The 17,271-nt window shown below is 20.3% G+C and carries 10 protein-coding genes; 4 read left to right on the top strand and 6 right to left on the bottom strand.

Features of this window, described 5'->3' with window-relative positions; translation table 11 throughout:
• Positions 1-23 precede the first annotated feature (23 nt).
• From RS022_RS03870 to RS022_RS03850, 5 genes are all read right to left on the bottom strand, one after another.
• A complete protein-coding gene (locus RS022_RS03870; RefSeq protein ID WP_268849844.1) occupies positions 24-1,253 on the bottom strand; it encodes a DEAD/DEAH box helicase in 1,230 nt (409 codons plus the stop codon).
• Positions 1,254-1,593: 340 nt separating this feature from the next.
• A complete protein-coding gene (locus RS022_RS03865) occupies positions 1,594-1,896 on the bottom strand; it encodes a hypothetical protein (RefSeq protein WP_268849843.1) in 303 nt (100 codons plus the stop codon).
• Between the two features lie 1,240 nt (positions 1,897-3,136).
• Positions 3,137-7,777 carry an AAA family ATPase gene (locus RS022_RS03860; RefSeq protein WP_268849842.1) on the bottom strand — a complete coding sequence of 1,547 codons (4,641 nt, stop codon included), beginning with the start codon at positions 7,775-7,777 and terminating at the stop codon, positions 3,137-3,139.
• Positions 7,778-7,996: 219 nt separating this feature from the next.
• The gene (locus tag RS022_RS03855) at positions 7,997-8,644 is read right to left on the bottom strand and encodes an adenylate kinase (protein WP_268849841.1); all 648 of its coding nucleotides are present in this window, start codon (positions 8,642-8,644) and stop codon (positions 7,997-7,999) included.
• Positions 8,645-9,250: 606 nt separating this feature from the next.
• Positions 9,251-10,693 (bottom strand): ABC transporter ATP-binding protein, encoded by a 1,443-nt coding sequence (locus RS022_RS03850; protein WP_268849840.1) that lies wholly within the window; start codon positions 10,691-10,693, stop codon positions 9,251-9,253.
• A 602-nt stretch (positions 10,694-11,295) separates the two neighbouring features.
• On the opposite strand from RS022_RS03850, the gene RS022_RS03845 reads away from it, so the two are divergent.
• The 4 genes from RS022_RS03845 (at position 11,296) to RS022_RS03830 (ending at position 16,977) form a co-directional block, all read left to right on the top strand.
• Positions 11,296-11,571: a co-chaperone GroES gene (locus RS022_RS03845; protein WP_268849839.1), complete on the top strand. Its 276-nt coding sequence runs from the start codon at positions 11,296-11,298 to the stop codon at positions 11,569-11,571.
• Between the two features lie 67 nt (positions 11,572-11,638).
• Complete coding sequence (groL, locus tag RS022_RS03840; RefSeq protein ID WP_268849838.1) at positions 11,639-13,255, top strand: chaperonin GroEL; 1,617 nt, start codon at positions 11,639-11,641, stop codon at positions 13,253-13,255.
• A gap of 229 nt (positions 13,256-13,484) precedes the next feature.
• Complete coding sequence (locus RS022_RS03835) at positions 13,485-15,203, top strand: ABC transporter ATP-binding protein (protein ID WP_268849837.1); 1,719 nt, start codon at positions 13,485-13,487, stop codon at positions 15,201-15,203.
• Between the two features lies 1 nt (position 15,204).
• Positions 15,205-16,977, top strand: a complete 1,773-nt coding sequence (locus RS022_RS03830) for an ABC transporter ATP-binding protein (protein WP_268849836.1) — start codon at positions 15,205-15,207, stop codon at positions 16,975-16,977.
• Here RS022_RS03830 and RS022_RS04290 read toward each other — a convergent pair.
• A complete protein-coding gene (locus RS022_RS04290) occupies positions 16,930-17,250 on the bottom strand; it encodes a hypothetical protein (protein WP_478210012.1) in 321 nt (106 codons plus the stop codon). The genes RS022_RS03830 and RS022_RS04290 overlap by 48 nt on opposite strands.
• Positions 17,251-17,271: the final 21 nt, after the last annotated feature.

The following is a 17,271-nucleotide window of genomic DNA, read 5'->3' as shown; positions in this document are numbered from 1 at the left end:
AATATACCTTTTATTATTTAATTTTATAAATATTCAAAATCTTTTTTAATTTGATTTAAAATCATATAATCTTTTGTTATATTTAAAAATTGAAATTTAAAAAAACCACTTTGTTCTTTACCTAAAAAATCTCCTGGTCCTCTTTTATAAAGATCAAAATCACTTAATTTAGATACATTATTTTCTTTTTCTAATATTTTTAAACGTTCGTTATTTTTTTTAGAAACTAAAAAACAATAATTTTGTTTATTATTCCTTCCTACTCTTCCTCTTAATTGATGCAATTGACTTAGACCAAAATATTCCGCTCCTAAAATAATAATAGTTGTAACGTTTTCAATATCAATTCCTACTTCAATAATAGAAGTGGCTAACAAAATACCTTTTTTATTTTTTATAAAATTTTGAATATTTTCTTCTTGTTTGTCTGTTGTTTGTTTGCTGTGCAAAATATAAAGATGCTCTATTTTTTGTTTCTCTAAAAAAATATTCATATTTTCAATATTAAAATTTTTTTTATTATCTTTTATAGCAGGAACTGTAATATAACTTTGTTCATTACGTGACTGATTTTTTTTTAACAAAGGTATAATCATTTCAAAAGAACATTTTTTAGTAATAATATTATGTTTATTATAAGGTTGTTTAATTAATAAAGAAATATTTAATAATCCAGAATAAATAAGTGCCAAAGTCTTGGGAATAGGCGTCGCTGTAAGATATAAAATATCTGATGTTAAATCTTGAGCGATAGTTTTATTTTTTAGATCTGTTCCGAATTTATGAGTTTCATCTATTATAATCAAACCTAATTGAAAAAAATCTATATTAGCTAATAAATGAGTTCCGAAAATCATTTTGTATTTATTTTGTTTAATCTGTTCTTGATCAAATTTTTTAGTTTTACTTTTAGAAGTTATAATAATAGAATTTATTTCTGGAAAAAGTTTTTTAAAATTTAAATAATGTTGTTTGGCTAAAATTTCTGTAGGAGCCATCATTAAAACTTGTTTATTTAAATTAATTATTCCTAAAGCGGCTATAAAAACTGTAATTGTCTTTCCAGAACCAACATCCCCTTGAATTAATCTTTGAGTAGGATAATCTTTTTTAAAATCAGAATAAATTTCATTAACTATTTTTTTTTGATTTAAAGTTAATTGAAAAGGAATTTTTTTAATCATTTGCTTTACATAAATTATATTACATTTTATAGGAATTTTAGAAGGTAATTGTTTTTTTTTCGAAACCATTTTTTCATTATAATAAAAGCTTCTTCGTATTTAAATCTTTGGATTGCTTTATACAACATTTGTTTATTTTCAGGAAGATGAAGATTTCGGAAAGCCTCTTTCCTATTTATTAAATTATATTTTTTTAAAATTCTTATATCTAAATTTTCTTTAATTTTAAATTTAGGAGATTGAAAAATTTTTTTTATTAATTTTTGTAAAGACTCATTAGAAATATTTTTTAAATTATAAATAGGTTTAATTTTGTTTTCTATATTAACTTCTAAAGTAATAAAAGAAGCTATAATTGTATTATATTTATTATAATAAGTACCTTTAATAAATATTTTTTTATTATATTCTAAAATTTTAAAAAAAAATTATTAAAAGTAATTACTTTTAATTCTGTATTTTGACTTGTTAATATATGGAACATTTTAGCATTTTTTTTAAAAAAATTTCTGACAACAATAGGTGCTTTTATTATAATTCCGTATAAATTTACTTTTGTTTTATCTGCTATTTTATTTAATTCAGTTAAAGTAAAATCTTGATATTTTTTAGGTTTTTTGAAAATAAGTTCTTTTATATTTTTGATATTATTCTTGAATAATTTAGAATATAAATTAGAATTTTCAAAAATTTGTTCTAAATCAGATGTCATTTATTCACCTCAGTTCATTAATTATATTTTTGCATTTTAACATAAATTAAATTATAGCATTTAATTATAGAAATTATATTGTTAAAAAAGTAATATTAATTTTATTAAAAAATTTAGAAATGTTAAAAAAATTAATATTATTTTTTTAAACAAAAAAATTTATTTATTTTTTTGAAATATTATATTTCTTAATAAATTATAACATATTTAAGATTTTTCTTTTTCTCCTTTTTATTAAATTTTTCTTATTTTTTTGAATAAATTGTTACAAAAAATAAAAAAACTTATAAAACCTGTCTTATAAACTAGGTTTTATAAGTGTGAATTAATTTAAATTTTTTTTGACAATATTTCGTTTAAATTACCAAAATCTCTTTTATAAAATTAAATTTTTTTTCGGAAAAAATATTTACAACCAAAAACGATGAAAACAAATTTTAACCAATAAAAATTTTCTGAAATTATCGAAAAGAAATCTTTTGAATCTGTCTTCTCACTTATTTTATAATTTAAAACAAAAGATTTTATTTTATCATGTATGACGATAAATCAACTACGTTTAAGATACGAATCTTTTATTACAGTTGGTCCCGTCCCAAACCGTACAAGCAAGTTTTCAAGCATACGGCTTTCCATAATTTTATCTCTAGAATTACTGACTATTTTCACCCTTTAAAGGTTGTTAACCTTCGACTTGGTTGGTCGATTGAATTAAGTATTCCATCTTTATTTTTACTCCAACGATTACTAAATAGTCTCTTTTTCCTTGCCTCTAAGGGCTCAGATAAATGAAGTTTTATTCAAATACCCTATTCTTATTTGTTTCCAAAAAAACTGAGGTTTAGGAATCTACCAGTTACTTTAAATATCTACCTTTTGGACTTAGGTGAAGTTTGACCCAGCTTGCGGAATTAACCTTAGACAAGAGTTGCTTTGTCCAGCTATGGGTGGAGTCTAGGTTTATTATGATTTCACTGCGAAACACAAAGACAATTTCCAGCTATCTAGATTAACGGATTTACACAGTTGCCGTTAAGTTAGAAGATTACCTCACTTTATTCTTCTTAGGGTTTTTCATCCTTATCCATATCCAAATTTGCTTACGGAATCTTTTTGACTATACTGTTTCGTCTCAATTCGCTTTTACCTTCTGCTTTAATCTGTTATTCTTTCGTTTAACAAACCGAAGATATGCATTCAGGGGAAATCTTTCCTGGCTATTGGTTAAATAGCATGATATTTAAGCCTCTTGGTCGCCCATTTGTTCTTCTTTAATATTTTCTTGTTTTAATTCATCTTTAGCGATAACAAAAGCTGTTTCTTTAATTAAGTCTATTTCTTGATTAGATATTTTTTGATTCAATACATTATCTATTAATATATATTTATTTATATTATCAGATATTTTTTTATTTAAATTATTTTCTAAATTTTTAATATTCTTTTCAATTTCTTCGTTAAGCAAATTAATTATTTTTTCTAATTCTAAATCATTATAAAATAATTCTTTTTTTGTTTTTTCTTCTAATAAATTTATTATTTTATCTTTTTCTAAATTACAATTAATATTTAATTGTTTTAATATAGTTTTCCAATATTTATCGAAAAGTTTTTTATTAACTTGTTTTTCTGTTTTATAAATTTGATTTTGAATATCTTTTAAAGAATATTTGCTTTGTATTACAAAATAATCATAAACATTTTGATTTATTTGTTTTTTAATTTTATCTATTTCTAAATAATTAAATATTTTTGTATTAAAAGTTATCGAATTTATTAAATTTACAATTTTTGCTTGTAAATTGTTTTCTTTATTTTTTATTAATTTGTTTTTAATATTAGAAAAAATTTCATTTTTGATTTCTTTTAAAAATAAAAAATCATTTTTTTGAAATATTTTGTTTATTTGTTTTGTAATATCTCTTTTTAATTCGAAAGAATCTTCTAAAATAATTAGCTCATTTTGTCTAATAATTTCATCATAAATATTATTAGTTAATTGTTCTTTAATTTCTTCGATATACTTTAATATTATTTTTTCGAATTCTAATTCATTATTTTTTGTTACTTGAGATATTTCTAATAATTTATTTTTTAAATTTTCATCTGATTTTAAAAAATTAAATTCATTTGTATATTTTTGCATTAAACCTTCTATTTTAATTTTATTATGTTTAATTTTTTCAATATTCCAAATAAAATAAATTTGTTTTACTTTTGCTTCAATTGCTACATTTAAAATTGATTCTAAATTAGAAGTTTTTGTAATTTTTTTTATTTCTTTGCTTTCGGTTCCTTTTTTAAAATAAAATCCTAATAATTCTTCAGGAAAAGGATTATCCGAAGAATAAAATGTTTTTATTCTTTCTAAATTATTTGAATCAACTTCAAATTCTACTGTTTTTTCTTGAGAATTTTGATTATAAACTAATTTTTTATTTAATATATAATTGTCTTTAATTAATTGAAAATATTTTTTTTCTTCATCAGTAAAAGAACTATCAATAAAAAGATGTTTTATCGGAGTATTTTTGTATTCTTGGACTGTATATAATTGTTCTGCGGAAGGTTTTATATGTTCATGTTCTTGCCAATTAATAACATTTTGTTTATTTATCAATCTATCTATTACTAATTGTAAATCTATTGGTAAAATATTCAAATGTTTATGTTCGTAAAACGCAACATTTATTGATTGTTCAAACAATTCTATCATTTTTCTAGGTGTTCTTAATTCATCTATTCCTGAATCAATTATTTGTTTTGATATTTTATCTAAATATTGATAAGTTCTTATATCTAAATTATATTTTTTAGAAATTTGTTTTAAAAACATATTTACATTTTCTTCATTCCAAAAATCAATTTTTATTAATTTATTAAATCTGCTTAAAATAGAATTATCAATATCGTCTTTAAAATTGGTCGTTGCTATAACAAAAACTGGTTTTGTTTCGTCTGTATAAATACCATCTATTTGAGATAAAAAAGAAATAACAAGGTTTCCATGATCGGAATTTAAACCGTCACTGTTACGTTTTTTAAATGCTGCTTCGCATTCATCTATTAAAATAATACTCGGTGAGTGTTTTCTAGCTTCATCAAAAATACTTTTGACTAATCTTGGAGATTCACCAACATATGTTTTAGAAAAATCAGCAGATGTTATAGAAAAAAAAGGTAATCCAGATTCTTTAGCAAAAGCTTTAGCTAAATAAGTTTTTCCTGTTCCAGGCGGACCATATAATAAAATACCTTTAGGGGGTTCGCTATTACCCATAGTTTTATATTCTTTTATATCATCAGTTAATTGAATTAAACTTTCTTGTAATTGTTTTTTAGCTTCTTGGTTTCCTATAACTTCTTTAAAAGTCGGGAATTTATCTGTTTTTTTGAAAAAAATTTTTGCATTTGCAGATTCATCTTTTTTTTTAATTTCTTGTTCTTGTCTCATTTTTTCAAGAAAATCCAAAACTTCTCTATTCATTGTCTTCATATGAGACATACCTTCTATAAATAAATAATTCAACATATTGTTATTTTTTAAAGATATTTCTATTTTTTCTCTATATTTATCTAATTTTGTTTTTAAATTTTCTAAAGAGTTTATTTGTTTTTTGATATCTTGTTGTAATTTGTTTTTTTCATTTTGATTTAAAATTTGATTTTGTTTAATTTGTTCTTCTTTTATTTCTAAATTTGTTTGTAAATTATTAATTTTTTTATTAGATGACTCAATAAATTCTTCTTTTTGAGACATTTGTTCTTTTAAATTTTTTATTTGTTTTCTCATTTGATTAATGTCTTCACTTAATAATTTTTGAGTTTCTTGAGATAAAAATTTATTTTCTATTAATTCTTTAGTTTTTGAATTTATATCTTGTTCTAAATTTTCTATTTTTTTAGATAAATTTTCTATACTAGATTCTTTTTGTTCAATATCTTTTTTTAAAATGAAAATTTGTTTTTGTTTATTATTAATAATATCTGTTTGTTCTTCAACTGTTTTTTTTAATTTATCAATATTTTTATAAGCAATATCTAAATCATTTTCTAGTATATCTAAATATTTTGTTTGTTTTTTTATATCATTTTTTAATTCGTTTTTTTCTTCTTCGTTTAAATTTTTAATAAAAATAATCTCATCTTTTTGTTCTTGCAATTGATTTCTCAAAATATTAATTTCTTCTTGTGCTTTAATTAAAAAATTTTCTTTAGAATATAATTGGCTTTTTAAATCTAAAATTAATTTTTCTTTTTCATTAATTTGATTTTGTAATTTTTGTTTTTCTTGTGTCGATAAAAGTTTATTTTCTTCAAGTTTTTCTTTTGTATTTTTAATTTCTTGTTCGACTTTTATAATTTGATTGTTTAAAGAATTTATAATATTTTCTTTTATTTTAATATTTTGTTTTAAATTTTCAATTTTATTTTGTTTTTGTTCGATAATATTTTTTTGTTCTTCGATAGTTTGTCTTAATTCAGTTATTGTATTTTCTGCAATATCTAAATTATTTTTTATTTTTTTTAATTGTTTTTTGTTATCTTCTATATCATCTTGTAATTTTTGTTTTTCTAATGAATTTAAATTTTGCATTTCGCTTATTTCTTTATTTTTTTCTTCTAATTGTTTAAAAAGATTTGTAATTTTTTCTGTATTACTTTCTAAAACGAACTTTTGTAAAATTAATTTGTTTCTTAATTCGCTAATATCTTTTTTAAGTGATGAAATTTCTATATTCGATATTTTTTGTTGATTTTCGGATAATAACTTATTTGTTTTTATTTTATTTTCTAAATTTTCAGTTATTTTTTGAATTTCGTTCTTTAAATAAAAAATTTGTTTATTATCATTTTCAATGATTATCTCTAATTCTTTAATCTTTTCGTTTTTATTTTTAATTATTTTTTGTTGTTCTTCTTTAGTTTCAGCTAATTTATCAATATTTATTTGAGATGATTCTAATTTATTTTTCAAAACATTTAATTGTTCGATTTTATTTTTTAAATCTTTTTGGAATTCTAATTTTTCTGTCTCTTGTAATATTTTATCATCATTAATTTTTTGATTATTTTTTTTTAATTCCAAAATTAAAAAATTTATTTTTTGTTCTTGGGTTTTAATTAATTCTTCTTTTTGTTGTAAATCCAAAAATTGACCATTTTGTTCTTCGATATTTTTCTTTAAACTTTCAATTTCTTTATTTTTATTTAATATATTTATTCTTTGTTCTTTTAATAAATCAATATATGTATTTATTTTCTGCTTTAATAAAGAAATTTGTTCCTCTATTTGTTTAATATTTTTTTGTTTATTCAAATTCGTTTGTTTTTCAGTTTCTAAAATTATAATTTCTTCGAAAGTATCGATTAAAAATTGAATTTCTTTTCTAGATATAAATTCAAGATTTGAAGGAGACCATAGTTTCCATGAATAACCTCTACTTCCTGGAAAATTTTGTTTTTTATAATTTAGATATGTTCTATAATTATCAAAATCTATTTTATTTCCTGGAAATACAAAGCAATATTCGTTTTTATCGAAAACAGTTTGTACAATTGTATTTTTAAATTCATCTATTATATTATATTTTTCTAATAACTTAATTCGATCTTCAATAGTTGTTTTCGTTTCATGCATATAATAAGGTTTATCGAATTCTTCCAATATTTTAGTTAAAACTTTTTTTAATAAATTATCATTTGTTAATTTAGGATAAATTTGTTTTAATTTTGAAATAATTTTATAATTTTTATATTCTTCTTCTTTTATATTATTGACATTAGAATTAATAGCTTTTATAGCAAATTTTATATTTAAAAAAATTAATATTATTAATGTTAATAAAATATTTAATAATATTTTGTTTTTTGTCTTCATTTTAGAAAACTTTCTAATTTAAATTACTTTGTTAAAATAATTTTTTTGATAAATATCAAATACCTTGATAAGAAAAAATTTTATTTAGGCATTTTATATTATTTTCTTTTGTTAAATTAAAATTTATCTTAATTTCTAAATTATTAATTCTTTTTTATAAAAAAATTTTTTCTATTTATTTTTATTTAATAAATAGAAAAAATTTTTTTATTTTATATTTTATATTTCTTTTAATATTATTTCAGTAATATCTTTAATTGATTTAGTATCTTCGTCTACTTTAATTTCTGTTAATTTGTTATTTTTTTTATAATATTCAATTAAAGGAAAAGTTTCTTTTTTATAAATTAATAAACGTTTTTGAAAAGTATTTAAATTATCATCTTTTCTTTGAATTAAATAAGTATTATCGTTATCACAAAAACCATATTTTTCAGGCGATTTATTTTCTTTATGATAAATTTCTCCGCATTGAGGACAAACGATTCTTCCTATAATTCTTTTTTTTAATAATTTTTCGCTAACATTAAAATAAAAAACTTTATTTAAAACAATTTTTTTTTTATCTAATTCTTCAGTTAAAAAACGGGCTTGATCTAAATTACGAGGATAACCATCTAAAATAAATCCTTTTTTAATATTTTCATTAGTTAAATATTTACTTATCATAGAATTGGTTATTTTATCATTAACCAATAAACCTTTATTAATATAAGATTTAATTATCTTCCCTAAATCTGTTTTATTTCTTAAATTTTCTCTAAAAATATCTCCTATTGAAATATGAGGGATATTTAAATTTTTTGATAAAATTAAAGATTGAGTACCTTTGCCAGAAGCTGGAGGGCCTATTAAAATTATATTCATGTATTCACCCTTATTATATAATTAAATAATAGAATTATGAAAATTAAAAAATAATTTTTTATAATTTAATTTAAATTTAAAATTATATTCATGTATTCACCCTTATTATATAATTAAATAATAGAATTATGAAAATTAAAAAATAATTTTTTATAATTTAATTTAAATTTAATTATTTTTAAAAATAAATTTTTAAAATTGAAAAACTTTTTAAAAAATTATATTTTCATATAAATTATATTTTATAAATATTTTATTTAAAAAAATATTCGAAAATATAAAAAAATAATACCTAATACTCTAACATATAAAACGTTATAATTTTTAATAAAAATTTCGAATATTTATTAAATTTCGTAAATATTATTGATTTATAATTTGTTTATTATTTCTTTAAAAGGAAATTATTATATATCTTTTTAATTTGATGTATATATTCGCAACCGCATCAACCATAATTAATTAATATAAAAAAATATTAGTTTTGAATCCGATAATGATTTTATTCCGTATTTTTTTATAAATATGTGTAATAATTTTAGCTTTATAACTTACTAATAATTTTATTAATTTTTTTATTATTTAAAATTAAAATATAACAAAAAACTATTTTCGATCCAAAATAATACTTAAAGGATAAGGATTTTGTCTAAATAATTTATTTATTTGGTATTTTATTGTTGCTATATTTATAAATAATGGATATAAATAAGATAATAAAAAATAAACTATTAAATTGATTTTAAAATGTCGATATATTAAACTTTTTAAATCATTAGAAAAAGAATCATTAGAAGAAAAAGAATAATAAATAAAGACCAAAGATAAATGTACTCCTAGACTTTGAAAAAATGATAATTTAAAAGCAAATATTTTAAATATTTTTTTAATATCTTTTTTAAAAGCACCTAATGATTGCAAAATACCAATTTCTTTTTTTTTAAATTCTATTCTGTTTTTTATAATATAATTCAATTGAAAAAAAGAATTTAAAAACAAAAATAAACAAATAACAAAAAATAAAAAACAAGAAAAAATGTTAAGATCACAAAAATTTTGATAAATAAAAAAATTAAAAAATAATATTGTCAATATAATTAGTAAACATCCAGGAAAACCCATAGCCATAATGGCTCTAAAATATAATTTCTTATTATTTTTGAAAGTATTTTTTGTAAAAGAAATAGCTGATGAATATGTAAAATAAGATCGATAAGAAACATTATCAAGTAAATTAGAAAAATCTTTTACATCAGAAGAAAATATTTTTGTTGTTGTTTTTTCGAAATTTGCTTTTTCTTCTAAAATATCTTTATTTTTTATTAATTCTAACATTTCTTCTTTAGTATAATATTTTTTATCATTATCGAAAATAGGTTTTAAATTTAATTTTTTCGAAATATCTTTAATAATAGAACCATTTTTTAATTCTATTAAACGATCTCCATATTTAAGAGCATTTTCTTTGTCATGAGTAACTATGATAACTAACTTTTCTTTAGATATTTCTTTTAATAAATCAAAAACTTGTTTTTCTGTTTGTTCATCTAAATTACAGGTAGGTTCATCAGCTAAAATCATTTTAGAATTTTTAATTAAAGAACGTGCGATACCTACTCTTTGTTTTTGCCCTCCAGAAAGTTGATTAATTTTCTTTAATTTTAAGTTGTTTATTTCTAATTTTTCTAATATTTTTTCTACTTTTTCAGTATTAATATTTTTATTTTGAATTTCGCATGTTATTTTAATATTATCGTAAACAGTTAATTCTTCTAAAAGATAAAATTCTTGAAAAATAAAACTGACAAAATTATTTCTATAAGAACCTAATTTTTCATTATCAAATTTTTGAGTAATGTTTAAATCATGAACATAAATATCACCTTGATTAGAACTATCTAATCCGCCTAATAAATATAATAAAGTAGATTTTCCTGAACCAGATTTCCCTGTTATACAAACCAAACCTTTATCAGGCAAATTAAAAGAAATATTTTTTAATGTTTGTTCTTTTTTAAAAATTTTGTATAAATTTTGTATTTTTAACATATTATTGATTTTATTAATGCCTTTTTATATCTTTTTTGACGTCTATGTCTATTTATAACAAATATTAGTTTATTATAAATTTTAATTTATTAATGTTTTTCTAATTAAAACACAAAATTTTTAATTTTTAAAAAATTGAATTAAATAAAAAAATAAAAATTATTATGAATTAAAAAAATTCATAATAACAAATAACAAAAAAATCAAAATTTTTTTAATAAAATTAAAATAATTAACCATATTAATTATAACATATATAATATAAAAAAATTTATAACAAGAATATATAGTAAACTATAAAAAAATATTAAAAAAACGTTTTTTAATAACAAAATAATAAAAAGAAATTATTTTATTATTATAAAAAAATAAAGAATAAATATCAAAAAGTGTTTTAATTTTAAAATAAATTAATTAATTTAAAAGTATCAGTTTTATTCCAATTTCGTAAAAATAAATTTCAATATATAAAATTAACTTTTTATAAATTTGATGTATAATATATTTGTTAATTATGTTTATTAATGAAATTATATAGACTAAATAAATTATCAATTGATAGTTTATTTATTTCATTTTAGAATGATAGAAAGGAAATATTTATGTTAATTAAACCTTTAAAAGATTATGTTGTTATAAAACATGAAGAAGAAAAAAAGAACGAAAGTTCAATTATTTTAAATTTAAAAAATCAAACACAAGAAAATAATTGTAATAATTGTACAGGTATTGTTGTAAGTTGTGGTCCTGAAGCATCCAAAGAAATTCAGCCTAATTATAAAGTAGTTTACGAAAATTATGCTGGAACCAAAATTACAATTGAAAAAGAAGAATATTTAATTCTAAAAACTGATAAAATAATAGCTTTATTAATTTAAATTAAATAAAAACTAATAATTTTCAAAATGAAATAAAAATTTAATTAAGGAGATGTAATTTAATAATATGGCAGCTAAATCGATTCTTTTTGGCAAAGATGCCAGAAAAGAAATTTTAAATGGAGTAGATATTTTAGCAGACACTGTTAAAGTTACTTTAGGTCCTAACGGAAAAAATGTTGCTTTAGAAAAAAGCAATGGATTGTCTTTTATTGTTAATGATGGTGTTACAATCGCTAAAGAAATAGAGTTAACAGAACCTTTTCAAAATATGGGAGCACAATTATTACGTGAGGCTGCTACAAAAACTAACGATAATGCTGGAGATGGAACAACAACAGCAATTGTTTTAGCTCAAAGTATGATTCAAAAAGGTTTTAAATTTGTTAATTCTGGTGCTCAATCTGTTCTAGTTAAAAAAGGAATTCTTAAAGCTTCACAAAAAGTCATAGAACAAATTTTAGAAAAATCTAAACCAATTTCTACACAAGAAGAAATAGCTAATATCGCTATACTTTCTTCAGGTAGTAAAGAAATAGGAGAAATTATAGTTTCTGCAATAAATAAAGTTACTCAAAAAGGAATAATTAGCATAGGAGAATCTAAAGGTTTAGAAACTGAATTAGAAGTTGTTGAAGGAATGCAATATGATAAAGGTTATTTATCAAGTATTTTCGTTAATAAATTGGCCAATATGTCAGTCGAATTCGAAAGAGCATTAATTTTGGTAACTGATCATAAAATTAATAACATTAATGAAATTAATCATTTATTGGAAGAAGTTAAAGCAAAAACTCAATCTTTGTTAATTATAGCTAATTCGTTTGATAACGATGTAATTAATATTTTGGCGCTAAATAAGTTTCATGGTATTTTAAATATTGCTGCTACTGAAGCCCCTGGTTTCGGAGATAATCAAAAAGAATTATTAAAAGATATCGCTATTTTAACTAAAGCTAATTTTATTTCTAAAGATTTAGATATGCAATTACAAAATATAAAAATAGAAGATTTAGGCCAAATTAAAAGAGCAATTATCAAAAAAGATAATACAATATTAATGGGGGCGGATAAAAGTCCCTCTTTAACCAAAAGAATTGAAGAAATAGAAAATCATATTCAAAATACAAATAATGAACATGAATTAAGCAATTTAAAATCTCGTTTAGCTAAATTATCTGGTGGAGTAGCTGTTATTAAAGTAGGGGCAGCTACAGAAATAGAACTAAAAGAACGAAAATTAAGGCTTGAAGACGCTTTAAATGCTGCTCAAGCTGCTGTTACTGAAGGTATTTTAGTTGGCGGTGGAAAAACTTTAGTAGAAATTTATAAAGTTTTAAAAGAAACTTTAAAAGATTCTAATTCGGATATTCAAAAAGGAATAAATGTTGTTTTAGATAGTTTATTAATTCCAACTTATCAAATTTCCAAAAATTCAGGTTTTAATGGAGATTTAGTTGTTAAAGAACAATTGAAACAAAAAGAAAATTTTGGATTTAATGCTGAAACAGGAGAATATGTTGATTTATTTAAAGAAGGAATCATTGATCCTACTAAAGTGACAAAACAAGCTATTTTAAATTCTGCATCTATCGCTTCTATGTTTGTTACTACTGAAGCAGCTGTTACTTCTGCGAAAGAAAAAAAAGATTTTTCTCAGATTTCAGATAATAATCTTTTTTAAAAAAATAATTATTTTATAAATTTTTTAAAAAAATAATTATTTTATAAAATTAAATTAATAACCTTAAATAGTTTTCTTTATAAAAAGAAAACTATTTTTTTATTACAAATAATAAAAAATGTTATAATTGCTAATAATATACGATTTATTTAGTTTATTAATTTTTTATTTTTTATTTTAATTTGTTTTACATATATCAAAAGAAAGTAAGTTTTGAAGTATTAATTATATGAAATTAATTTTGAAATATATTTGTAAACATAAAAAGCTTCTTTTATTGAATATTTTTTCTTTTTTATTAATAATTATCGGAGAGTTATTGATTCCCTATGTCATAGGTAAATATATTATAAATCCTCAACCTGCAAGACCATTTATAAATGTTTTTTTATTTTTATGCATAATAGTTTTAATGGTTATTTTAGGAAATTTCTTTATAACTTTTTGTATTTCCAAAATTACATCTTTGGTTTTTAAAGATTTAAGTACAGATTTATTTAAAAAAATACAAACTTTTTCTTTTATAGACATGCAAAAATTAGGAGTTTCCGCTATTGTAAGCAGAATGACCTATAATGTTTATCAAATAATGAATTTTGTAATTGTTTTTTATAAAACGGTTGTTTCTACCCCTATTCTTTTAGTTTCTTGTTTTATTATAGTTTGCAAGATTGATCCTTCATTATCTTATGGTATATTAGCTATAATGTTTTGTTTTATTTTTCTTTTAATTTTTATTATTTTGAAAAATTATTCTTTATCAATTGAACAACATAATCTTTTAGAAGAAATGAATTATAAAATCAGATCTAGCATTACAGGAGTAAAAATAATTCGAACTTTAAATCAAGAAAAAAATGAAGAAAAAAAATTCGAAAAAATAAATGTATTTTTTAGAGATTCGATTGTTAAATTATTTAATTCTATTCTTTCAATTGAACCTTTATTTTATTTCTTATTAAATCTGTCTATTATTATTACTATTAAACTTGCTTCGGATCTTATTCTAGAAGGACATATGGATATTGGTCATTTATATATTTGTATAACTTATAATGTTCATATTTTATCTTCTATTTTGAGTTTTTTATTATTATTTATGATGTTTCCGAAAACTTTAGTAGCTTTAGCGAAAATTCAATATTTATTTAATATGAAACCTTGTATTAATAAAAATGCACTAAATTCAGAATTTTTAGAAAATATTCAAACATTAGAATTTAAAAATGTTTGTTATCGACATACTGATAATTCTAAATTAATCTTAGAAAATATTAATTTTAAATTGAATAAATCAGAAATAGTTGCTTTTGTAGGAAAAACAGGATCAGGAAAAACTACTTTAATGAATTTAATTCCTCGTTTGATCGATCCTACTCAAGGAGTTATAGAAATTAATGGTATAGATATTCAAAATTATTATGTTAAAAATTTAAGAGATAAAATTGGTTTTGTTTCCCAAAAAAATATTTTATTTAAAGGCACTATTTTTAGTAATTTGTTATTCGGTAAAGAAAATGCGGATAGCGAAGAAATGTTCGAAAAATCTAAAATAAGCCAATCATATCAATTTATCCAAAATAAAACTTATAAATTAGAAGAACCTGTAAGTGAATTAGGAGCAAATTTCTCTGGTGGTCAAAAACAAAGACTTTCTATTACAAGAGCTTTATTAAAACAACCAGATATTTATATTTTTGATGATTCATTTTCCGCTTTAGATTATGAAACTGATTTAGCTATTAGAAAATCTTTTTTAGCTCAAAAAAAGAAAGAATCTATAGTAATAATAGTGGCACAAAGGTTAACGTCTATTTTGAATGCTGATAAAATTATTGTTTTAGATAATGGGAAAATAGTAAGCATCGGAACACATAAAGAATTGATGAATAAATGTCCTGTTTATCAAAAAATTGCTTTTTCTCAAAAAATTCAAGAGGTATTGTAAAATGCAAAAGATGTCTAAATATTTAAGTCCTTTTAAAACAAAAATAATAATTAGTATTGTTTTAATTTTTTTGATTGCTGCAATTCAATGTTATATTCCATTATTTGAAGGAAAACAAATTTTAGACTATATTAATAATAAAGAAAATCATAAGGACAAACAATCTTATCAAGCACATATTTTGTTTTTTTTAAGTATAAATGTTATTTTATATTTATTATGTGCAATAGGTAAATTTATTTATAATAAATTTTTGATAAATTCCATCCATAAAGGAATTAAAAATTTGCGTCAAGATATTTATAAAAAAATTAATAGATTACCTATTAAATTTTTTGATCAAAATACTGTTGGCGATGTTATGAATAAAATGACTAATAATGTCGATATTATTTCTAATGGATTACAACAAACTTTTGCTTCTATTATTTGTGCTTTTTTTAATATAGCTATTTTATTATTTTGCATGTTGTTAGTTAATTGGCGTTTAGGTTTTGTTATTTCTTTAATGATTCCTTTTTCTCTTATTGTGATCTTTATTATTAACAGAAAATCTCGTCATATTTTTATTCAAAGATTCGATAAAACATCTGAATATAATGGTTTTTTACAAGAAAAATTTAACGGTCATAAAGAAATTATTTTATATAATCAACAAAAAAATATTATTAAAGAATTTAAAGATATTAATCAAGATTTATCTAAAATGATTTTTAAATCAAATTTTTTTTCTAGTTTAGCTATTCCTATTATTAATTCTTTTACATATATTATATTAACTATTGTTATTGTTATGGGGTATTACTTAATGCTTCCTATTGATAATAAAGGTTTTTTATTTACTTTGGGTTTTTGTACAATTCAATTAGGGATGTTTGAAGCTTTTATTCAATATGTTTGGCGTTTAGGAAATCCTATTAATGATTTAAGTCAAATTTTTGTCGTTATTCAATCAACTAAAGCCGCTATCCAAAAAGTTTTTGATTTTTTATATGAAACCGAAGAGAAAGAAGATGAATCTAATTGTATTACTTTAGATAAAGTAGAAGGTTTTGTTTCTTTTTCGAATGTTTCATTTGGTTATTATAAAGATTCGCCTGTTCTTAAAAATATTAATTTAGATGTTTATAAAAATCAAACAGTAGCTGTTGTTGGTTCTACTGGTTCAGGAAAAACAACTTTAATCAATTTATTAACTAGATTCTATGATATTGATGAAGGTTCTATAACAATTGATGGAGTAGATATTAGAAAATTACAAAAAAAATATTTAAGAAAAATTTTAGGATTAGTTTTACAAGATGTTTGGCTTTTTAAAGGTACTATTTTAGAAAATATTCAATACGGCAACGAAAGTAAAACAAAAGAAGAAGTTATAGAAGTAGCAAAACAAACTCAAATTCATGATTTTATCATGGCTAAAGAAGAAGGTTATCAAACTATTATTAATGAAGAGTCAGATAATTTATCACAAGGTGAAAAGCAGTTAATTACAATAACTAGAACTTTATTAAATAACCCTTTTATTTTTATTTTAGATGAAGCTACGTCGGCTATTGATACTCAAATGGAAATGATTTTCCAAAAGTCTATTCAAAAATTATGTGAAAATAAAACATCTTTTATAATTGCACATCGTTTATCCACAATTGTAAATGCTGATGTTATTGTAGTATTAAAAAACGGTGTTATAATTGAAAAAGGTAAACATAATGAATTAATTGAATTAAAAGGATTCTATTATAACCTTTATCATAGTCAATTTAAACAATAATAATAAAAAATATACATTATCTTTTTTACATAAAATATTAAAATAAAAAGAAGAAAAAATAAAAATTCCTGTAATCCTAGTAATTATTATTACAAAAGGTAATAAATACATTTTATTATTAATATATATAACTCCTATATTGCCATTAATTTCAATACTATGAGAAGAAATTCCTAATATTAAAGAAGATTCTAAAGTATTAAAATTAAATAATAAAGCTAAATAAAATGAAACGGTAATATCACAAAAGGTCATCAAATACACGAAAACCATAAATATAATGTGTGATAATTG

Source organism: Candidatus Phytoplasma rubi, from assembly GCF_026821955.1.
Taxonomy (GTDB): domain Bacteria; phylum Bacillota_I; class Bacilli_A; order Acholeplasmatales; family Acholeplasmataceae; genus Phytoplasma; species Phytoplasma vitis.
The sequence above is the reverse complement of the archived record's forward strand: the minus strand, read 5'-3'. Positions and strand labels throughout refer to the sequence as shown.